General features: G+C 54.3%; 18 protein-coding genes and 4 pseudogenes. 13 read left to right on the top strand and 9 right to left on the bottom strand.

Annotation, left to right across the window (positions count from 1 at the left end; translation table 11 throughout):
* Positions 1–27 precede the first annotated feature (27 nt).
* The gene (locus tag EXE51_RS16275) at positions 28–627 is read right to left on the bottom strand and encodes a class I SAM-dependent methyltransferase (protein WP_158413910.1); all 600 of its coding nucleotides are present in this window, start codon (positions 625–627) and stop codon (positions 28–30) included.
* A gap of 120 nt (positions 628–747) precedes the next feature.
* Between EXE51_RS16275 and EXE51_RS16270 the strand changes: the two are divergent.
* A pseudogene (locus EXE51_RS16270) lies at positions 748–825 on the top strand (IS6 family transposase); the annotation flags it as partial.
* Positions 826–1,009: 184 nt separating this feature from the next.
* Here the strand turns inward: EXE51_RS16270 and EXE51_RS16265 are convergent.
* A pseudogene (locus EXE51_RS16265) lies at positions 1,010–2,181 on the bottom strand (ISH3 family transposase).
* 73 nt (positions 2,182–2,254) lie between these two features.
* Between EXE51_RS16265 and EXE51_RS16260 the strand changes: the two are divergent.
* Positions 2,255–2,389 (top strand): annotated as a pseudogene (locus EXE51_RS16260) (IS6 family transposase); the annotation flags it as partial.
* A 101-nt stretch (positions 2,390–2,490) separates the two neighbouring features.
* Here EXE51_RS16260 and EXE51_RS16255 read toward each other — a convergent pair.
* A complete protein-coding gene (locus tag EXE51_RS16255) occupies positions 2,491–3,657 on the bottom strand; it encodes a glycosyltransferase family 4 protein (RefSeq protein WP_158413909.1) in 1,167 nt (388 codons plus the stop codon).
* A gap of 100 nt (positions 3,658–3,757) precedes the next feature.
* On the opposite strand from EXE51_RS16255, the gene EXE51_RS16250 reads away from it, so the two are divergent.
* On the top strand, positions 3,758–4,678 hold the full coding sequence (locus EXE51_RS16250; RefSeq protein WP_158413908.1) for a glycosyltransferase family 2 protein: 921 nt from the start codon (positions 3,758–3,760) through the stop codon (positions 4,676–4,678).
* Positions 4,679–4,981: 303 nt separating this feature from the next.
* Here EXE51_RS16250 and EXE51_RS16245 read toward each other — a convergent pair.
* Positions 4,982–5,618 (bottom strand): annotated as a pseudogene (locus EXE51_RS16245) (IS6 family transposase).
* A 282-nt stretch (positions 5,619–5,900) separates the two neighbouring features.
* Between EXE51_RS16245 and EXE51_RS16240 the strand changes: the two are divergent.
* Positions 5,901–7,337, top strand: a complete 1,437-nt coding sequence (locus EXE51_RS16240; protein WP_137693077.1) for a lipopolysaccharide biosynthesis protein — start codon at positions 5,901–5,903, stop codon at positions 7,335–7,337.
* Here EXE51_RS16240 and EXE51_RS16235 read toward each other — a convergent pair.
* On the bottom strand, positions 7,327–8,124 hold the full coding sequence (locus EXE51_RS16235; RefSeq protein ID WP_137693076.1) for a DUF2334 domain-containing protein: 798 nt from the start codon (positions 8,122–8,124) through the stop codon (positions 7,327–7,329). The two genes, EXE51_RS16240 and EXE51_RS16235, sit on opposite strands and share 11 nt — an antisense overlap.
* 313 nt (positions 8,125–8,437) lie before the next feature.
* Between EXE51_RS16235 and EXE51_RS16230 the strand changes: the two genes are divergently transcribed.
* Positions 8,438–9,694, top strand: coding sequence for a hypothetical protein (locus EXE51_RS16230; RefSeq protein ID WP_137693075.1), 1,257 nt, complete (start codon positions 8,438–8,440; stop codon positions 9,692–9,694).
* Positions 9,695–9,861: 167 nt separating this feature from the next.
* Here EXE51_RS16230 and EXE51_RS16225 read toward each other — a convergent pair whose 3' ends face one another.
* The gene (locus EXE51_RS16225) at positions 9,862–10,974 is read right to left on the bottom strand and encodes a glycosyltransferase family 4 protein (protein ID WP_137693074.1); all 1,113 of its coding nucleotides are present in this window, start codon (positions 10,972–10,974) and stop codon (positions 9,862–9,864) included.
* A 152-nt stretch (positions 10,975–11,126) separates the two neighbouring features.
* Positions 11,127–11,444 carry a MarR family transcriptional regulator gene (locus tag EXE51_RS16220; protein ID WP_137693090.1) on the bottom strand — a complete coding sequence of 106 codons (318 nt, stop codon included), beginning with the start codon at positions 11,442–11,444 and terminating at the stop codon, positions 11,127–11,129.
* A gap of 406 nt (positions 11,445–11,850) precedes the next feature.
* Here EXE51_RS16220 and EXE51_RS16215 point away from each other — a divergent pair, with 406 nt between their 5' ends.
* The 7 genes from EXE51_RS16215 (at position 11,851) to EXE51_RS16185 (ending at position 17,549) form a co-directional block, all read left to right on the top strand.
* Positions 11,851–12,168, top strand: a complete 318-nt coding sequence (locus EXE51_RS16215) for a PadR family transcriptional regulator (protein WP_137693073.1) — start codon at positions 11,851–11,853, stop codon at positions 12,166–12,168.
* On the top strand, positions 12,165–12,641 hold the full coding sequence (locus EXE51_RS16210; protein ID WP_137693072.1) for a hypothetical protein: 477 nt from the start codon (positions 12,165–12,167) through the stop codon (positions 12,639–12,641). The genes EXE51_RS16215 and EXE51_RS16210 overlap by 4 nt, the downstream gene beginning before the upstream one ends.
* Positions 12,642–12,688: 47 nt before the next feature.
* On the top strand, positions 12,689–15,550 hold the full coding sequence (locus tag EXE51_RS16205; protein ID WP_137693071.1) for an ArsR family transcriptional regulator: 2,862 nt from the start codon (positions 12,689–12,691) through the stop codon (positions 15,548–15,550).
* Positions 15,547–15,804: a hypothetical protein gene (locus EXE51_RS16200; RefSeq protein ID WP_137693070.1), complete on the top strand. Its 258-nt coding sequence runs from the start codon at positions 15,547–15,549 to the stop codon at positions 15,802–15,804. Before EXE51_RS16205 ends, EXE51_RS16200 begins: the two co-directional genes overlap by 4 nt.
* Positions 15,797–16,444 carry a restriction endonuclease gene (locus EXE51_RS17600; RefSeq protein WP_158413907.1) on the top strand — a complete coding sequence of 216 codons (648 nt, stop codon included), beginning with the start codon at positions 15,797–15,799 and terminating at the stop codon, positions 16,442–16,444. The genes EXE51_RS16200 and EXE51_RS17600 overlap by 8 nt, the downstream gene beginning before the upstream one ends.
* A gap of 68 nt (positions 16,445–16,512) precedes the next feature.
* Positions 16,513–17,052, top strand: coding sequence for an ArsR family transcriptional regulator (locus tag EXE51_RS16190; RefSeq protein ID WP_241990653.1), 540 nt, complete (start codon positions 16,513–16,515; stop codon positions 17,050–17,052).
* A gap of 5 nt (positions 17,053–17,057) precedes the next feature.
* Positions 17,058–17,549 (top strand): hypothetical protein, encoded by a 492-nt coding sequence (locus EXE51_RS16185; protein ID WP_137693069.1) that lies wholly within the window; start codon positions 17,058–17,060, stop codon positions 17,547–17,549.
* 392 nt (positions 17,550–17,941) lie between these two features.
* Here the strand turns inward: EXE51_RS16185 and tnpA are convergent, their stop codons facing one another.
* Together tnpA and EXE51_RS16170 are read right to left on the bottom strand one after the other, a co-directional pair.
* A complete protein-coding gene (gene tnpA, locus EXE51_RS16175) occupies positions 17,942–18,331 on the bottom strand; it encodes an IS200/IS605 family transposase (RefSeq protein WP_137693068.1) in 390 nt (129 codons plus the stop codon).
* Between the two features lie 146 nt (positions 18,332–18,477).
* The gene (locus EXE51_RS16170) at positions 18,478–19,242 is read right to left on the bottom strand and encodes a DeoR family transcriptional regulator (RefSeq protein WP_241990652.1); all 765 of its coding nucleotides are present in this window, start codon (positions 19,240–19,242) and stop codon (positions 18,478–18,480) included.
* A gap of 232 nt (positions 19,243–19,474) precedes the next feature.
* Between EXE51_RS16170 and EXE51_RS16165 the strand changes: the two genes are divergently transcribed.
* Positions 19,475–21,271 (top strand): hypothetical protein, encoded by a 1,797-nt coding sequence (locus tag EXE51_RS16165; RefSeq protein ID WP_241990651.1) that lies wholly within the window; start codon positions 19,475–19,477, stop codon positions 21,269–21,271.
* Positions 21,272–21,358: the final 87 nt, after the last annotated feature.

Genomic DNA, 21,358 nt, shown 5'->3' with positions numbered 1-21,358 from the left:
GGGCGACGACAGATTCACCGAGTGTAATTACTCACTCTTTTTTACCACAACGTGGCCTTTTGTTCCGAAGTCAGATAGAAACCGCGCAAGGCGCTCATTCTCCACAAAGTGCGACACTGGCGTGGAATGCCACATCTCGATCTCAAATCCAACCTGTTGTAACCTATGAACGAGAGTGCGTGGTCTAACCATATTTACATGCGTGGGATCAGGTCCCCTTGTTGGGTAAAGAAGCCGGCTCTTGCGTAAAATTCGATACATTAATGAATCATTCACGAGATATGCAATTCCTTGGTTTTTGAGGACTCTCTTGATTTCACTTAGGAATTGGTAGTTGTTAGACTCTGGGATGTGTTCAATAACGGTGTAGGATATTACTGTATCAAATGTGTTGTCTTCAAACGGTAAGTGACAGCCATCAGCCAAACAGAAAGAACCGAGGTGTTTTGTTGCGGCTTCTCTGAGTCGTTGGGGATCCACCTCAATAGATACCAATTCATCACAACGTTCGTATATATTCTCGCTGATTCGACCATTCCCACATCCTACGTCAAGACAATGGCCTAAATTATCGTAGGGGAGAAACCTAACGGGGTCCCCGCTTGTCGAGTAGATTTTCTCCAGCATTACTACCACACTATCTACTTCCCCGTAATAAGTAGATAACGACTGTCCGATTGTCATATAGTGTATTGAGGGAATCTATCAAGAATACCGTATATGAGAAACACCCCGCGTACCCCTGCTGATGACGCGATCTTTCTCGTTGATGGCGCGGTTCCACCTAACCGAGCTTGTGACGAACATGACCTCGATTTTCGGTACTTCCCAATCGAGGATTCGGAAGCCGAGTTGAATCGGTATGAGCCGTTCAATCTCGGAGCGGTAGCTGATTGAATCGAAACATCGATCTGGATTGGACAGAGACAGTGATGAGAGCGGTTGTTGAAGCGGTTTCTGACGAGTGCTGTTGCTGACGACTCGCTGGCCCGAGGCCGCGGGCTGGCCGTCAGCCCGCGGCCGGAGCGTATGCGTCGGGGACGCCCACACTGTTCATCTCAATCTCCCACCGCCGCTCTAACTTGCTTCCAGCTCGTGGCGAATCCAGTCACAGAACGTCGTGAACGTGAACTGCTCGGGCAGGTCGCGCCCGCCCTGCCGCGGGCGGGCGACGACCGCCCATCGTAGCACGAGCCACAGGTTCTCTAGCAGGAAGCTTACGATCACGAACCCAAACCGGACGATTGGGTCCTTTGTCGTTGTTGTTGCTCGCGCTTGGCGAAACAGCCGATAGCTGGTTTCTATCGCCGAGCGTTTCCGGTAGCGGCGTTCGACCTGCGTGGGCGTGCGATCGGCCAGATCGCACGCCACGTATCCTCGAACGACCTCGCCATGTTTGTCTCGGTCACCGTTCTGGTATGAGACAGAGACAGTGAGCGGGAAGCGCAGTTCCCGCTCGCGTCCCTTGTACATGCGATAGGTCGTCATGTACGAGCAGTGCGTGGCGAGTTTGTCCTTCATGCGCTCACCCTTCTCTTTGACAGAGATCACCGTCGTCGCTAGGTCGCGTGCGTGACGAATCACCCGTTCATCGTAGAAGCCACGGTCAGCAAGTAGGAGGTCTATCTCGAAGGGATAGGCGGCGACGCGGTCGAGGACACGCTCGACCGCGTCGGCCTCCTTCTCGTCGCTGCGGACGTAGGTCAGCGCCAGCGTCACTGGCTTCCCGTTCGAGACGAGGTAAGCGGTACAATAGCGGTGGCATGTTGTCGTTCCATCTTTGGGATTCGTTGTACAGAGTTCGCCGTCTTCCTCGTCAGGAGGGCCATGATATGGGTTATCGACGAAGTCGGTGGAGACGATTCTCGACCGGTCAGGGTCGAGAATCGTCAGGGCGAGATGTCGAAACAGGATGTTTGCCGCCATTTCGAGCTTCTCACGTTGAAGCGTGTGAAGCCAGTCCATGACAGCATCGTCGCAAGGAGTATCGTCCGTTTGGGATGTGACCTCCCAAACGGACGATTGGTTGACGCTGGCCATGGTGACGACAGGCCAGACATCACCGGAATCAAGGGGCGAGCCCTCGATTCCGTGGAGTGGAAGCTGGCCAATTACGTCGGCCGCTACATCTTTGACATCTGCTGCCGAAAGGACACCGTCCGGTCCAGGGAGCTCTAACACACTTCTGAACCGGACATCTTCCTCAATCAGAGCGACGCTTTAGCTCCGCCTCTCACGCCGGTTGGGAAGTTCCGATTTTAGATACGAACGACATGGAAATCGAAACAGCGTCGAAAGTCTCCTTCGTGGGGTAAAACGTAGAACTGCCAGTTTCTCAAACTGTTTTAGAAACGCTAAAGCAGAAACCGCTAACGAGTGGTTGCGATAGTTCGTCTTCGCATGGAATCGGCTCATCTGAACACTACCTTGATATTGGCCTTAAGATACTTATATCAGGGATAGACTTAGATTAGGTGAAAACATCGTGAATTATTCAATTATTTTATCAGTCACCTCATTCGTGTAACGCTCCCACGTATACCGTTCAGCAGTGTTACGCGCAGCCTGACCCATCCGTTTCCGTTCGGTAGAATTTTCACGAAGAGAGTTGAGAGCATTAGCTAATTCTTCGGCATTTCTGGGCGATACGACAATTCCCTCTTCGCCGTCATTCATGATATCGGGTGTGCCAGCATTTTCTGTCACGATGATAGGTCTGCCTGTACTCATTGCTTCAAGCGGTGCCTTAGCGAATCCCTCTGATAGGGAGGGAAAGGCGAATACCGATGCTTGACGGTATTCAGGTACAGGGTCAACGAATCCCGGAGTTGAGACATTTGTCGGACCATCTTCAAGCAGCGGTTCTATCTCATCGGCGACATGGCCACATAGACGAAGTTCGGCTTTATCATCTTCTCCTAGTCCAGATAACTTCCATGCGTCCAATAAATAAGGAATCCCTTTTAAAACATTCACGCTCCCGACGAACGTGACACGAAATTTATCATCATTCAAGAGCGGTTTATAATCGAATCGTTCCGTGTCTACACCAAGTGGAACAATATCAATAGAGTCGCGATCTATTCCCCCATCAACGTACGACTCAGCAGCAAATGACGACATCGCAAGTATCTGGTCGCTTTCCACGAGTGTCTGAAACCGACGAGTTGCAGCTCGGCGAAGTTCAGTAGGTACGTGACATGATAATCCGTGGCGCTTACACTCTTCCTCATAGCGCTTGATGGACCGCTGAGTTAGTTCGACTGCTCCCGCAAGAACGGTGGTTTTGCCTAGATCATTCGCCTTGCGGATACTCCGTAAGTGACCCGGAGTGTGATGATAATGAAAGTCACCTGAAAAATAGTCATTTACGAGTCGCCGACTAACGATCCAGTCAAAGATCCGTTCTAAATATAGTCTGGGCTTTGAATAAGGGATCACATTTAGCACACTACCCATTAGTTGTGGAACTCGCCTTCCCCCCGGAAATGCTGTGCTGATTTTACTGGCATGTTCAGGGGTTTCCACAACTCCACGACAAAGTACATGGCCAAGTCGGTCCTTATCTAGAATACCATCGATGAGGTGGGTCGGGGCCGCTCCAGTTCCCGAACCATAATCAAAGTATCCAACCACATCAAGAGCATCATCAACCATTAGGCTAACACCCTCAAATATCACCATTCTCTTCATATTCTTTGCGATCTTACTATGACACAACATTCAAATACTACCTCGCTAAACCTAGTTGATACAATTGACCGAATTGAAATCCTCTTCATCTACTGAAAGTGAAGCGTGTCCGGAAGTGGCGATCATCGTCCTTAACTGGAATAATTATTCAGATACTGCTGAATGTCTCCGATCTTTGAAAGACATAGAGTATCCTAACTATTGTGTCTATGTCGTAGATAATGGATCAACAGACGGGTCTGGTGAGCGATTAGAAGAAGAGTTCCCGTGGTGCGAATTCATATTTAATCACGGGAATCTCGGGTTCGCAGCTGGAAACAATCCTGCAATAGATACAGCAATCGAAGGTGAGGCTTCGTATGTGTTGCTATTAAATAATGACATACAAGCTGAAGACGGATTGTTAAAGCCACTTGTAGAAACGGCTGAGAAATACGAAGATACCGTAATTGTTGGAGGGGTACTGTTGAATGAAGAAGGTGATGTTTATTCAGCAGGAGGAGATTTTAACCAGATAACGACTAGACTTAAAATTGATGAAGAAGTGGATAGTTCTGAATTCAGAACAAATTTTGTATCAGGTGCGATGCTTCTCGCTGATTCTAACTTCCTGAAGTCGGTTGGTGGTCTAAGCGAGTATTATTTTTTCGGAATGGAGGATCAAGAACTTGCATGGAAAGCAAAAAAAGAAGGGAAAGAGCTGAGGATTAATTCGAGATCTCGAGCAGTTCACAAAATTGGAGGAAGCTCAGATAGAGAAAGTCCGTTTAGGTTCTATCACGCAACTAGAAATCGACTTGAATTTATTCGAAGAAATCTTTTCCTTCCGAATCGGATTATTGCCTACTTATTTTTTATAATTACTAGAGTAGTGCGGTTCATCCAGTGGTTTTTTCAAGGCAAAACCTCAAAAATTAAAGCTGTACTGCTGGGTATGTATGACTGGATTCTAAGAGAACCATTTCGAAGAGTTAGTGACTTTTAATATGGATAATTTCAGTGTAAATTTTTCTATATCTATCGGATCACATTGTCACTGATGTAATCATGGAACCTATGGCTCAATTCCCAAGCAAGGATTAGGAACGAGGAGAACCTGTGTTATAGGACGTTTACTCCAAGTTTTGTATGCTCTTGTCTGTGGCGGCCGACAAAGTTTCCACAGCAGGATTACGAACTACGAGTTCTACGTGCTCGGTACCGGCCAACTCACGCACGAACATAGCGATCTCGTCTGAGGGGGGTTATCTCAGTGGTAAATAGCTAACTTCGTTTTACGGCGTAGTGTTCAGATAAGCTGGTTCCATGCGAAAGCGAATGATCTGAACCACTCGTCAGCAGTTTCTGCTTTGGCGTTGCTAAAACAGTTTAAAAAAACTGGTAGTTCTGCGTTTTACCTCACGAAAGACACGTTCGACGCTGTTCCGATTTCCATGTCGCTCGTATCTGAAATCGAGGTCGTGTTTGCGACAGGCTCGCTGAAGTGAAGCTGATCCATCTACGAGAATGGTTGCGTCATCCACGTCGTGTCTGTCACGGAGATCAGCGAAAAACCGATCTGCGAGAGCATTATTTGTCGTCGGCTCACGCTGTGTGTGGAGTAGATCATTTGTTTCTGGATCAACAGCAGCGTACAGCCAATACTGTTCATCATCAAGCCGAATCACAGTCTCATCAACCGCAACGTGATTCGGGCTCCGACCAGATTCGGGCTGTATATCGGCTTTGTGAACCCAGTTGTGAACGGTGGAGCGCACTCGTTCAGCACCGAATACCTCAAGAAACGAAACAGTATTCGAAAGCGATAATCCTGCCAAATGGAGCTGAATACTGAGCTTCATCCACAGCCGCGGTGTTGCCTCTCGCTCCACAAACTCTAAGTTGATCTCGTCTAAACAGCCGCTGAGGCGGTCGTTTTCGGGCATGAATCACTTTGAAAACGTACCGCCTCACCTTTCAATCCTTATCTGAACACCGCCTTTTACGGCTCAGGAATCATAGTGACGTCGTGCGGGTATTAGGCTGATATTAACAGTCATAGACAAATATTCTGACTTTTCCACTTGTACTTAGAAGCTCTCTTTGAGATTCATTATTATGGCCCAACATCTAGCCAATATATTATTATAATATTACAAATATATAGTGGAAGGATAATATTCATTCCGATCCTACTTAATATACTGATCTCTTAGTCTGGCTTACGGATGGTGGTTTCCTCAGATGAAACAATCATCAAGCAGATCTTCAGCATTAGCGGACTAAATGTCCTCGGCCAACTTATAAGTTTTCTGGGAGTTGTTGTTTATACACAAATAGTGCCCCAGACGGTACTTGGCTCATATTTTCTCCTCGTGGCGGTTCTAAGTATTATCTCATTCTTCGGCGGCACAGGTGTAAGCTCCGATATAACTCGCCGTATCAACCAATCTTCGGACCCTGATAGCGAGATGATGACCGCGATCGTATTCATCTCCTCAGTCAGCGCAATTTTCTCGATTGCTGCTTTTTTTGCTCAACCGGCCGTTAGCCATTATATAGGACATCAATTCGGCTTCTCATTGATCGTATTGATCCCTATCAGTATGTTTTCTCTTCTAACGGGGGCTATCCTTAGGGGTGAAAAGAAGAATACTCGTGTAGTTATATTACAAACGTCTCAGAAGGGATCTACCTACTTGATTGGGGGTCTTACAATAGTTTCAGGAGTTGATCCTCATATCTCACTTATTAGTGGATTGCTATGCGGAAAAATCCTTGAATTCGGTGGAGGTGCCGTCTTGATTGATCTCTCTCCGCAAGGCGTTCCTGGGAATGAAGAACTGTCGAAGCTTGCTGAGCGTGTCGTTGATTTGACGGCTACTAGTCTCGGCAATCTTGGCCAGCAATGGGTCGATACACTACTCATTGGCGCGATTTTAACCCCAGAAATGGTTGCGATCTATGAAGTCGCATGGCGGTTTTCTGCGATTGGCTTGACCGTCACTAATGCCGTGGTATCAGTATTCTACCCACGATTTGCGGAAGCTGTTGATCACGAGAATCACCATGAGATACAGCGATATACTGGCAACCTATTCTTTTATATTAGTGTGCTAATGATCGCTCTCTTTGCTGGTGCACTTGCCATCGGAACCGATCTCGTTACGATCATCTACGGCACGAGCTATGCTACAGCATATCTGCCCCTGGTCGTACTCTTAGCCGGACGGGTTCCCTATAGTCTCTCAAGAATCCTCGTCCAATTGGGATACAGTTACAACATCGACCGAGGGATAGCACATGCGAGCCTCTCGGCGGCCCTACTCAATGCCGTTGCCAATCTCATTTTGATCTCGTGGATCGGTATTGTTGGCGCAGCCATCAGTAGTCTTCTCTCGTACATCGTTCTCGCAGTGCTCCTGTTCCAACTATTATCGGATCGAGTTGGGTATCCAAAGTTCAAACAACTGTTCGCCGGCGTCGTCGCTTCTGGTGTAATGTTTGTGGCTGTCAAACTCCTCTCAAAAATAGTTCCGCCAAATCTAGTATCTCTCATCTTGCTGGTTTTTGTAGGAGGTTCTATATTTGTGATTGTACTGGTTACCCTCAGTCGAACAGTCAGATCCGATCTATTCGATATGGTCGATATATTCAGGGGTTGAATTCAGCCATAGCAGTACTCGCTGTGACGAAATCCGGATCGTACTGTTTCGCATACGAGACCATCTTCTCCAGTTTTTCCTGTCCGGTTTGGTTCAACCCATGAGCGTGAACAGACAGACAAAAAACACCATCTTCGCTCTCGATATAATCGAAGGCACGCTTACACCAGTCGAGATCGGTTTGTTGATTGAGACGGTGAGAATAGAGTTCCCGGTGTGTCCCGTAGTCAATCGGGAACGGGTATCGAAATTCCTTCTGGTAACGGGCGTAGAAAGCCAGAAACTTCGCGTAACTAGCCCACCATTTCGGATGTAACTGGACTTCCCTTGGACGGGGACCGTATCCTCGAACAATGTCGAGTCCTTCATTGTGAACGGCTCGTGTTCCTTTATTGGATAGACGAATGTGAGGAGGGACGAATAATTGAATGTCGTCACTAAACGCGCTTTCTAACTGGTCTCGTCCATCTTTAAGCTTCTCAGCTAATTGTTCTCCGGAGACGAATTCCGGATTTCCGCTGGGTGTATCGTGGTGATAACCATGAAGAGCAATTTCGACGGAGCCAGCTTGCAATCGATTATTCAAATACGAGACCAATTCCTCGTTTTCCTCAATCGGCATAGGCGATGATTCAGTCGGTTCAACCAGGGCATCTGAATCTGGAGAGATCATAGGGATACAAGCAAGAGTGATCGGGACATCGTCCCAGATTGATCCAAAAACGGATTCCAATACAGATGGAGCGGTGTAGTAATTTGTATCGTCGTCTCTAATACAGAATTTCATGATATTCGTTCTGCCTTCCTATGATTTAGAGGAGTATTCGCGAAGCCTTGATTATGGCGATTTCAATTCTACTCGATTATCTCGTTAATTTCGACAGGAGAAATTGAAATTAGGTATCCGGCTAGGTAGGATTGAATACTAATTTTATTATTAATTCGAGTATCGCCTCCCGCTTCAGAGACTCTAAGCCGAAACCTCTGAACGATTGAACGGGAGTTTGACCAATCGATCTTTTTATTTTCTCATCCTTCGGCTTAAGTCAACACTAACAGCGAACAAGGGCTTTTTATTAGGTCGATAATCAAGATGTAGTATGGAGGCTTCGGCGGTTCTAGTCGCTCTGTTTCTGCTGCTTCTCATCACAAAGTGGCACGGGGATCGCCTGTACCGGTTTGCTGCCCTTCCGGCATTCTTCGGTCACTTATTTATTTCGATCATCGTTCTTCCGCGGCTTCCCTACACATGGGATATCGACCAATTTCATGATGTCGCCTCTGCATTCGTATCCGGTGAACTGGTGTCTACCTCTTCCACGGTTGCTACCTACGGAACGTTCCAAGGACTACTCTACGTCTTCTTCCCATCAGAACCGGTAACCGCAGCCGTGTTCAACGGTCTGTTCGCGGTTCTGGTGTACATACCGGTTGCCTACCTTTACCGGTCCCTCTACCCGTGGATGTCGGACCACAGCTACGGAGTGATGGCATTAATTCTCTATCTCCCGCTGCCGTTCCTCTTCTTCAGCCTTCCGATGCGAGACGCCCTCTCAGCGTTCAGTTTTATTTCGTTACTCGCCCTCGGAGTGTACGCGCTTCGAGGACGAGACGCTGCGGTCGGGCTGACGATGGTTCCGTTGTGGGGGATGGTCTTCCTGCTACGTCCTGAACTCGGCCTCGTCGGCCTCATCGGATTCGGTGCCGCAGGAAGTGTCAAACTAATCAGATCCCTTGGACTGGAGCTATCGATCCCCTCGTTGGCGGTCGTCTTAGGTGGGCTAGGTGCGCTCGGGTTCGGGCTATTCGCGGGAGTGCTGTATTCCTTCGAGGCTGTGAACGCGGAACTTGCCTACCGCGCAAAGGGTGGCGCAGTTTACCTCGACGGGATGCAGTACAGTTCCTGGTTCGATTTCCTGCTTGCCGCCCCTGGGCGTGCGATTTACTTCATCTTCACGCCGTTTCCGCTTCACGTTGAGTCGGTGTTTCACCTGCTCGCCTTCACCGCAACGCCGATCGTAATCGTGCTGTTCGTCAGCGCGATCCGGTCGCTGTACGAGTGTGAATTCGATGAGACGGTCGCAGTGCTCCTGGTTGTCGTCTTCCTCGCCGGTTCCGCCGGCTATGGGGCGATTAACTCGAACTTCGGGACCGGGGTTCGGCACCGAATGACCCTCGAATTCATCCTCGTCATTGTCGCCGCCCCGGTGATTTCGCGATGGGAGTTACTCGTTGGTGAGTGGCTCGGTGTAGTTCCACGTCACGGCGGCGAGCACGACGAACAGCAGCGCAAAGCTCAGAAACTGGATTGTCACGTGGAGGCCCGAAGAGAGTATCCGGATGAGGCTGGCGAGTAAGCCCAATCCGAGAAGCCCTCCCAGCACGCGTTCGTCGTTCAGCGCCCGAACCAGGAGGCTCTGTTCGGCCCACTCGACGAGTTGTGCCGAGACGCGATACAGAAGGGAGTTTTTGATGATATCGACCGGGCTCAGACCCATTATATGTCGACAGGTGGAGCGATTACTTATGAGTTGTTCTCGCCGAGCGACTGGAGCGTCTGCGCCGTACGCTCGACGGTCTCGGCCCACCGATGTCCGTCTGACGCGACCTGTCCGAAGGTCTCACACGGGTCTGCGATCGCTTCAAAGAGTCCATCTACGAACGATCTGTTCTCATCGTCCGCGACCACGTGGCCGCGCTCTCCGAGCATCGACGTAACCTGATCCAGATCGCTCATCACAATCTCCAGTCCGCTCGCCATCGCCTCCAATACCGTCCGCGGGACCCCCTCTGCCCGACTCGGCAACACCAACACATCCCCGCTCCGGTACACCTTCGGCATCTCGTCGTAGGGCACGTGCCCGAGGAACGTCACCGCCTCCTCGATCCCCAACTCGGCCACCTGCGCCTCCAAGTCCTCGCGTAATGCGCCGTCACCACACAGATACAGCTCCGCGTCCGGATACTCCTCTAACACATCCGCGAACGCCTCGACTGCGAGCCACGGCCGCTTCCCCTCCGCGAACCGCCCGACGAACAACACGACCGGCCCCTCTGCGTCGATCAGATCGCTCTCTAGGCCCTCCGGCGTGAACCTGTCTGTGTCGATCCCGTTCGGGACGACCTCGATCCGCGAGGTCACGCCTAACTCCCGGACGCGCTGTTTGTCCACGTCGGTGTAACAGAACACCACGTCCGCCTGATTGAACGTCCACCGGCCGAGCGTCTTCAGGTACAGCGAGAACAGCCGCTCCGGCGCGTTCTGACTGTACAGGCCGTGGTTCGTGATCGCCAGCGGGATATCCCCGAGTCGTCGCTTCAGCGCCGCGAGGTTCGTCACGAAGTAGCAGTGCGAGTGCGCGTGCATCACGTCGAAGTCATCCCCGTCCGCGTGCCAGAGGTACCGCGCCACCGCGGGCGAGACGTCGTTCCCGAGCAGCGTCACGCCCGGTGGGACGCGGACAATTGTGTAGCCGTGTGTCTCTTCGATCCGCGGCAGCGACTCGCCCTCCCGCGTCGTGAGCACGGTCACGTCGTGACCCATCGCGGCCTGGTCTCGCGACATCGCGTGGACGTGGTAATCTCCTCCCCCCTTCGTGTCGGGGTATATCCAGGGCGCGACACGGAGAATTCGCATTATGCGCTCGTACCCGACGCCAGCAAACAAACGTACCGGTTTGGGTTAGTCACGAATCTTGGTTAACCAACAGCTGCTCTCAGATTGGCTTGTGTTGGTTAAGCGTAACCTGCCAATTCAGAGTGGTTCACAAAGATTCAGAAAACTACCGTTCAGCTGTCTAGGCCAGTATCTTCAGCTAAATCGTCATGTGTATCCTCACCATCTTCATCAATATACTTCCAATGTTCAGTGTCCAGATGTCCTTTGAGATATGCCTCACCGTCTTCAGAGATCATGTAGACACCATTACCTAAGCTTTCAAGCAGACCCTCTTCGTCCAGTTTCTTACATCTCCGATCAACATGCTGTCTAGAGTAAGGTAGAGATGCCTCTGTAGTCATCTTCGTAGGTGTTGTCGGCTTATTCTCATGAAGGAACTCCAAAATCCGATCGTCAAGAGAAGTCATCCACTTGCCTGAGTGCCTCATAGAGCACATATCCAATATCACAGTCTATAGTACGGACGAATAGCACTTATAGGCTATACAAAGCACATTCCAAACCACACCGTCAAATATATGTTACCAGGGGCTAACCGTTATTATACGGAACCCGAGTGACGAACCCTCGGCTCGTGAGAAAGTGTAGAAACCCCGGCCGCGGTGCTGGAACACCCGGCCAGGACGGGTTCTGTGCCGTACCACAGAACCATGCTGATACTGGCAACTGCGGGGCTTAAGCCCTGCGAGACGACCGACGGATCGAACAGAAACAACCCCGGCTGTAGTTTGTGTCCCAACCCAGCCGACGGCTACGACGCTGCCTTCGACGGCCCACTCTGTACACCATGCGCTACGACACGCAGCGTCGACGAGGAGACCGTGGAGGGGCACAATGTCTAGCCCCACCGAGAGCGACGGCATCTTGCTTGCCGATCTCTCAGCCACCCACCGCGATCTGCTCTGGGTACTCTCGCAAACGGGCCCCAACGAGAGCGGCCGACTCCACCACGCGCTCACCGACTACTACACCGACGGTATCGACCAAGCCCAAGTCTGTGATACACTCGAGGAGCTCATCGAACGCGACCTCATCACCAAACACACCCACGACACGACCGAGTACCGACTAACCAAGTCGGCCCGCCGCGAACTCGCCGCGCGGCAAGCGTGGCAAGCTGGCACGCACAACTCCGAGGGAGGGTACGAATGACGCGCCCCGAGGACCCACAAGCCGCAGACCTCGCCCAGCTCACACGTATCTCACTCGACACCAACCACCCGATCTGCCAAGTCTGCGGCCAACCCCTCCACGAAGGCGACGACATCACCGCCTACGCCTATCGCGCGGCCGGTGAACCCACGTACGCGATCGGCTACATTATGTGCGGATCAGATAGCCACGAACACCCAACCGTCTTTACCCGCGGTGTTCGCGAGTACGTCCTTACAGGTCACATCGGGACGTGCTCAAACACCCACACGCAATCCACAACGTTCGTCCTCCTCGATCCGACTGTAGTCGTCACAAGTCCAACGACGACCGCCGAGCCGCACGTCCATCCCGACGCCCCAACACCACGCAATCCAACCCAGCCAACACAGCAGGAGCCAACCCCGCTTCTCACGGCGGTTCGAGAACACGCCCGCTCCGATGGTGGCTCCCCAGGCGAGGGGTCGGAGTAATGCTGGCCGATCTGCCCCACCAGCCCACCGCCAGCAGGTGATCGGCTATGCGAACACGCCAGCCCGCGGCCCGCAAGCGAGGGATCCGGCTCGTCAACCACAGCACGGACAGCTCCACCGAGGGGATCACCTGTCCAGCGGTCTCACCCCGGCTGACCGAGTGGGTACCAGCGCTCCTCAGCAAACTCCGGCCATACACTGAGCAGACTATTCGCGAGTACGCCACCACGGATCCGTGGCGGACGAGCTCCCAGCTCCTCGCCAAAATCCTACCAGCGTGGCACCGCACGGACAACCCCTGGACCGACGACGTCGCCGAAGCCGTCGCGTACACCCGCGCGATCACGACGCTCGCGCTCACCTACGGAGACGAACCCACCACCACGCTCAGTCCGTACCACCAACAGCGACACGCGGATCTCACCGACACGGTCACCAGCATCGGGACGGGCCGTGGTCCAGTCAACGCCGACCTCGGGGCACTCGCGAAAGGCCCAGTCGCACTCCATCGCGAACTCGACGATCAACCACGTGCCCTTACCCTCTTGTTAGACGGTGACGCGTGGACCTCCCTTACGGACCGCCGCACGGGCGTCCGCGCACTCGCGGCGATCGCCGTGCTCGCTGATGGGTTCGACGTTAGACTCGTCGCCTCTCCCAGGGTCCAGCGACACCTCTCGAAGCGGTACCCGGACTGGACCGAATGTCACCTCGATCTTACTGTGAGCCGGGATCGGTCCCCCCACACCGACCACGCCCAGACTGTCGAAGCCGCGTGGGCCGCCATCCGTGATCTCGACACCGAACCAGGGAAACGCCGGCTCCTCAGGAACCTCACCCACGAGTACGCCCGGAGCTACCGCGATCTCGCCACCGACCACGCGGTCGATGTCGCTGAAGGCACTATTAGCAGGTACGTCCTCGATCTCGAAGCCCGTGAGTTAGTCACGATCGACCGCCGTGGCCAGTACAACACGGTCCAACTCACCGACCTCGGAGATCTGGCTGTCCAGCAGTGTCTCGACGACACCGACGAGCTCGTCCACCCGAATCAGCGCCGGCTCGATGAGAGTCTTACTGCGACCCCTCAGGAATCTACAAGTACAGTGTCGCCCCGCCGGGCAGGTAGGGAGACACCGACGCCCGACGAGTGGGTGGCGACAACCGGTGATCCAGACGCAGACGCCGACTATGTCCAGTGGCTCAATACTGCTGAGAACGCCCCAAGCAACCTTCACGAGCGATTCAGCACCGTTTCCCATGACGATGCCATCACGCTCGTCGACGACCAGTTACACTCGTTCGACGACGGCCGTGTCGCGTACCTGAGCCACACCAGCCATGAAACCCTCGTCGTCCTCCAGTGGGGTGGCCCTTTGGCCACCTTGGGACGTCTCGCAAGTACCTTACTCAGCAAGAAAGCCCTCTCGAAAATTCTCACTCCCAGTCGACTCGGCCATGAGTTCGAAGCGATCGACGACGACACCCAATCGTATCCTGTTGAGCGCATCCTCCGCCGTGGCCACCAAGTCGGCTGGTACAGCGACGCCGAGACCACCTACGGATCGTGGCGTGAGCGAATAACCACAGTTCGAGACTGCCTCCTCGCACAAGTCGCCGAACTCACGAACAGCGACGACACAGCGGCCCGCGCCAACCTCTTCGAAGATCTCCACGGCCTGATCGCCTCAGCGACCCAGCTGTATCACGCAGCCGGCATCGATCTCACGACCACCCTTAGAGTGCCCGATACCGACGCCATCGCACGCAACCCCACCCACCTCCAAGACCTCTGTGAGTTTCTCGCCAAAACGGCGCCCAAACAGTCCGTCTACGGCATTCACTCGGGCTACCGCATGCTGTTCGAAGACCGGCCCGCAAAGCTGTGCCGGCGACTCCCCGCCGAAACGGCCCACGACGCGACCATGGATCTCACCATGTCGTGGGTGGTTGCCGGCCCGACGATCACGGAACTCCACGACAACATCACCGCCGCACTCGCAAGCGAACTCACGACGGTCCGAGAAACAATTGCCGACGGCACCGAAGCCGCACCGACACTCAAAATCCCGGTCGTCGACGGGACGACTTACCCCGCCATCCGGCGGGTGATCGACGAGGTCGCGATGACCCACGACGCACAGTGGACACCCCGCGAGCGCCAGCGGCTCGTGCGGCGCTGTCTGTGCTCGTTCGGCCCGGCGGACACCTCAAGGGCGTGTCCGTACGACGTCGTGGTGAGCCTCTTGCGAGCGCTGAACGAGTCACACACGCCGACGCTGGCCGCGGTCGAGCGCGCAGCGGCCACACTCTCACCGGAGCGCTTCCGGCCCGGGCTCACGCCGACGGCGACGAAGCTGTACGCCACCCTACTGTGTGCCGACGGCCCACTCGGCCGCTCGGAGCTCATCGAGCAAGCAGGCATCTCCGCGAGCAGCTATGACCGTCGCCTGAGCGATGTCCGCGATCTCGATCGCGTCACGCCCGTCCAGCAAGGGGGCCACCGCCGGTGGACCACGACGAATCTGACGCCACCCCCGAAGACACCCCCTGTGACGGCGTGGCTCCCGGCGACCGGCGATCTGACCGCGCTGACGCTGGTGACGCATCGACAGTCAACCACACCCACCGGGCCGAACAGTCCTCCCCCAGACCGCACCGAGAGAGACGATCGCGGTGGGTGGGACAGACAGCCACCGATCTCGATCCCCGCCGAACCCGGCTGCGACGCCGAGTACACCATACGTCCAATGACGACCACCAACACGAGCCGACAGCCGAACAGCCACGCCCACCAGATCCCAGACGCCCGAGACCACCCAGACCACACCATGACTCTGACACCACATCCGACGACAGCAGTCGCAACGCCACAAACAGAACTCCCGAATGGGGGTGACCAACAGTGAGCGACCAAACACTCGATCTAGAGACCACCATCAGACGCGATCGCCCGACAGCGACGGACGGAAGTATCCAGGTCAGCACCGACAGCACCGACATCACGGAGGGATCGCGTGTCCTCCTCGGCTTCGGCGATGATCGTGAGGCCACCTTTGCCGTACTCACGCCGGCAGAAGCCCAAACGATCGCGACAGCTCTCGAAGCGGCAGCCCAGCAGGCAGACGCCACAGACACGCTCGAGGATCCGAGCGATGAGTGACGACACCGATTTCACGGCCGAAATTGACACCGTGGGAACCCCCGACGACGGTGAGCCGGACCACGATCCAACCAACGGCCGCTGGCTCGAGACGCAGGTCGCCGAGACACTCGAGCAGTGGGGATACAGGACGGCCCGCAACGAGTACTGTTTCGGGCTCGAAACCGACGTGATCGCCCGCCGGGACGATCTCCGTGGTGATCCTGACGATTTCCTCGTCGTCGAATGTAAAGACTGCCACCAAGTGCCGGTTCAGCGGGACGCCGTCGAAGCAGTCGCGCTGCGGGCCGCGCTCATGCGGGCAATGCCTGTCCTCGCTGTCGCGCGTCGCGTAACTGAGAGTGCGTGGCGGTTAGCCCAACTACTTGATGTCCGAATCATCACTGAGTCCGATTTGGAGAAGAGGCAGCTGCCGCCGCTCACTAAACGCCGGCCTCCGAGTGGAACGCTCAACGCGCGGCGAGAACCGCTCGTCCGAGACGTGCGTGACCGGCTCCCGCTTCTGCTTTGCCGCCGGAGCGGACTGGATATCGAAGCCCCTGTCTTCCACATAGCGGATCACGGTCCGTGTTACGTGCCGGATCGGACGGGTAACGACGAGTACGTCGACGCCCGCGACACTGACTACGACTTCGGGTAGGAGTGGTATTAGAGGCGATCTAAGAAACACACAATTATTTGTGTCTGTCGCATATAGATAAGACCAGTATGAATAACCCAAATAGAGAGGCGTGGAAAGACAGGTATAGCGGGCGTGAGCGGGTTCGAATGGTCGTTGAGACACTCGATGAACCCGCGACAGTCTCCGATATTGCAGAGGAAGCGGATGTCGCGTGGGGAACAGCAGATAGTGAACTAGAGGCCCTTGTGGCAGGAAATAAAGCAGAAGAACACACCGTCGACGGACAAACGAGATATGCGCCAAACCCAGTACAGACGCTCATTGAGGAGGTACTTGACCTCATTAGCGAGAACTCTCGTGATGAACTCGAATCGACCCTTGTTGAACACACCGCTCAAGTCGAATCACTAGCGGAAAAATACGAAGTCGAGACCGCCTCCGAGCTGCGCAACAAGCTGGTTGAAGAAGATCTCACGACAGCGGAAATGCGTGCCATTCGGAATGCTGCTTCGACGTGGGAGGCTCTGGAGACAGAGACCCGTCTATTGAAACATGCACTACAACTCTACACAGATGTCACTCAGCTCTCTGATTCCGATAGCGACGGACACACTGCGATCGCCTGATATCGATGATCTTTCTCGCCAATAGAGACGGACTCGATAACAAACGAATCCATCGGCGAATCAAGAACCGGCTCCAAAGTGATTCAGTATTCAGCTCCGTCCAACTTCGTGTCTCAACTCCTCGAGAGCCGGGGGCCTATCGAGTCACTGCGGAAACGGATCCAAAAGACTTCCTCGGGGATTCTAGCTACCCAATCGAACGTGTCCGACTTGAGATCGGTTTTGATGTAGAAGCTGGTACTGACGCTGACTACTACTGGATCAGCTGGATCGAACCCGAACGAAGTCTTCTGCTCGGCTGGCATCAAGATGACGACCATCCAGAACATGGAGAAGTCCACTTCCAACTGAACCAATCAGACAGCGTTACGCTTCGGGAAAGCGCAGAATACATCGATAAGCATCCAATGGCAGTCGTCGAAGCACGATTGGATCAATTGCCGGATGTGATATATGCGGTAGTGTGGGAGAATGGAACGGCTACTGGCATAGAATAGTATTGACATCCTCCTCCGCATAACTGAACAGGATCTCGACAAAGGCCAACTCCGCCGCTGACCGAACGCCGGCCTCTGAGTGGAACGCTCCACGTACGGCGGGAACCGTTCATCCAAGACTTGCGTGACCGATTACCACTACTCAGTCCACCGTCGAAGCAGCCTCGATATCGAAGCCCCTGTCTTCCACATAGCGGATCACGGTCCTTACGTGCCGGACCGAAAGGGCAACGACGAGTACGTCAACGCCAGCGATAGTGACTACGAGTTCAGCATTTTCGAGGTGGAGCCCCCGACCTCAAGGAGCGAACGGAGTGAGCGAGTAGGTCGGCTTTCCTGTTGGTCAGCGAGTGGAGTTTGACCCCACCGTGGTTGAGACGCTCCGTTCCATACTACTCACCCGCTTGGGCGTCGATGTACTCCTCGATGACTTCGCTGGATACGTCGCCCGCACTTGAGACGAAGTACGAGCGCGTCCACAGCGACGGCAGGCCGAAATCAAACTCGTCACGGAGCTGGCGCGAGGAGTAACCCTTGACCTGTTGTATTATCTTGTTCGGGGCGAGCGTCGGGTCGCCCGTGATGAACAAGTGTACGTGGTCGGGCCGAATCGCCAATTCCAAGATTTCGAGGTCGAGTCCGTCGGCCTTGTCCTCGATGAGTTCTTCGAGGCGATCACGTACCTCTCCCTCAAGCACCGATTTACGGTACTTCGGGCACCAGATGAAGTGGTACTGGAGTTTGTGGACGTTGGTACGTTCCCTGTCGAACCCACGAGGCATCGTCAGTATATAGATATTATTCATCTGAAGATGTTACGCAAGCATCCAATCCCACCCGTGCCAACGAGCGTAGACAGGTTCCCAGTTGTCGGCTTCATCCCACCCGTAAACGGGTGGGCTTTCGCCTCGTAACCGCTGTAATCGATTCACCATGCTGGATTGCTCAGGGTGACATCGTCCTCCGAGACAGCATTCACTAAGCCGACAAAGTGGACCCATGCCCACCCGAACAAAGACACCACGCCTGCGCGGAGACTGGAGCCGCTCACAGCAGCAAGCTGGGGGTCGACAGACAGTCCGCTAACGACAAGAATCACTCCAAGCAACCCGAACACGGCGCCACTAATTCCGAAAAGAGAGGCAGCAGTCTGCTGTGCGGACGTGAGATTCGCGTAAGCCGCTGTAAACAACGTCAGGACCCGCTGATAATTTTTGACTGGATCATCCGGTTCGGCGTGATCACTCTCGTGGGTCGCTGTCGGAACATCGAGTTCCGGCTGTTGTAAGTCAACACCAGAATCTTCGACAGCGACATCAGTCGTCGTCGAACTGACCCAGGAGTCGGTGATACTGTACCAGTACGTCCGTCCAGTCGTATCGGCATCAAGATAGCCGTACTCAGCGAGTGTATCCAAGTCCCTACGCAGCGTGTCTTCTGTCACAGCAAACGCCTCGCAGTCGACCAACTCCTGAACACAGACTGTTCGTGCCTGCTGGTCGGTCGGCTCCCGGCTGCGGTCGTCGCCCGGAGAATAAATGATCTCAACAATCTCTTTCGCCCGGGATTTCACCCGAGAAACCGGTTGCTGATCAGATCCAATCCGGTCGTCACGACTGATAGCAGCTTGTATCGCTTCAACAGGTGAGGGACAGTCCTCTCGCTCGCGTCCCGTCTGTGAGACGGCACTCATCGCGAGTGTGTTCCCACTGGTAGTAATAAGATACCCTCGGCCAAAATATCAGTCCTGAGAGCCGGCTGCCTAGTTCAATATACATCTTTCGGAGATTCGACTTTCGAATTCGAGAAATCGGCTTTCATTATCCCCCCGTCAGTGCCCAGCGCAGGATGTACGAACCACCGACCTGTCGTGGACACACCAAGGCACGACGAACCGACTCTCCGTCACAGTGGAGGTGGCCCGTATGAGCCAGCAAACACTCTCGACGGGTACCGTTGAACAGTTATTCAATCGGCATGAAACGCGCCCGGAACTGTGGATCGGCGAACTCGAGAGCGGGCGCGTAAGACAGGATACGATTCACGCAACACCACCGGTCGATCCCGTGTACAGAGACAAGCTCGTACACGAGACGGGTGATGAAATCGCGGGGGCAATCACAGAACTCAGCAAAAAGATAGACGCCCCAATTGAAGTACTCACGTACCCACGGCCGGTATCGCGTACAGATGTGGATACGGCGGCGGTGCTGTGTCATGCGTTCCATATCAGTCCGCATTTCGTCGATGGCCGCGCGATCCAAGCTGATGTCACTGACTTCGACGAGCGCGTGCTCCAAAACGTCCTCGACGTCGCCCACGAGAAAATCGCCGATAGCTTCCCCGACGTGTACAATGTCGAGGTGGGCGATCTCGACCTTGACCCGATCGCGACCGGTGGACCGACCGCCACGTGCCGGCTTGTCAACGAGGACGCCGAAGAACTCGCTGGCGTTGGCAAAGTCAATGCGGAGATGATGGAGCAGACCTACGACGCGCTCGCGCACGCGCGTGAGCCGTTCGTTCACCAGCTCATCGTTGAACCCGATGACGGGAAACACTACATTACGTCCCGGCTCGCAGCACTGTCGTCCGACCACACATACCAAGGGGATCGCGGACTCGCCCGGCTCGTCAAAGAGGGGGCATCGGAGGACTTCGGTCGAGTATTCAAATCGATCGGTCTCACGTCGAATTACAACATCGACATCGAAGACTACCTTCACATCAAATACGACCAGCAGGTCAACGGACAGACCGCCCACACGGTCAGTATCAGAGACGCGATGCGAAAACGGTATGATACGAAACTCCAACACCGGCGCAAAATCGAGAAATTGAAAAAAATTGTGTTGGGTCATCCTGATTTCCGACGGCTGCTCAACGGCTCAACAGGCTGGAAACAAGCGGCAGAAGATAACGGGTACTACGGCCGATTCTGGATCCCGCCGGCGGCAATTAGCTACTTCACAAAACGGTACGCACACTACTACGACATCGATCCGTGGACGTATTCGCCGGTCCGAGAAGCGCCGGAGTTCACGCCGCGTCCGGTACGCGATATCGATGTCCGGACGGACTGGGAGACGCCCGGACCGACCGTCGACGCTGAACAGCGACACCAGACCGACGGAACTGACGCCCATCTAAGACTCGGCGACAGGTTCATGACATTCGCGCGTGCTCGCGGCGACGAGATCAGCCGTGTCAAACAAGATGGGGAATCGCTGCCGGATCAGGAACTCACCCCAGATGAGGGATACATCAATACCCTCGAAAAACAGGTCGACAGCGACGTGGTCAACGTTGAACCGGAGCACAAAAACAAGACCAAGCCGGCAAACATCCTCACGAACGTCGAACGCGCGATCGCTGCGGATCGTCATGTCATCCTTGTCTGTAAAAGCGAGTCGGCCGCTGACCGCGTCTATGAGATGGTCTATGCGACGTATAAGAAGCAAACAGAACACGGCGTCCAAACGTATCAGGGAGACGCACTCCCAGAAATCAACGGAGAGATGCTCGTCACAGCGGAATCGGAGTCAACGTGGTGTCTCACACCCGATGGCATGCTCATCTACGTCATCGACGGCGAGATCGCCACCCGGTGTCCGGCTGACGCGGATCTCACCGACGTCGACCACGGCTGTGCGACGGCACAAAAAGAAGACGGCAGATACATCGGTCGCGTTAAGTTAGAGGATGAGGCGGACGAGTTCTGAGTGTCTATGACAGATTTCGACCGCCTCAGCGAACGTACCGCGTGGATCGACTTGTCGTTTGTGGAGCGAGATCGAACTCCGCGCTGG

The sequence above is a fragment of the Halorubrum sp. CGM5_25_10-8B genome, assembly GCF_005435095.1.
Lineage (GTDB): Archaea > Halobacteriota > Halobacteria > Halobacteriales > Haloferacaceae > Halorubrum > Halorubrum ezzemoulense.
The sequence above is the reverse complement of the archived record's forward strand: the minus strand, read 5'-3'. Positions and strand labels throughout refer to the sequence as shown.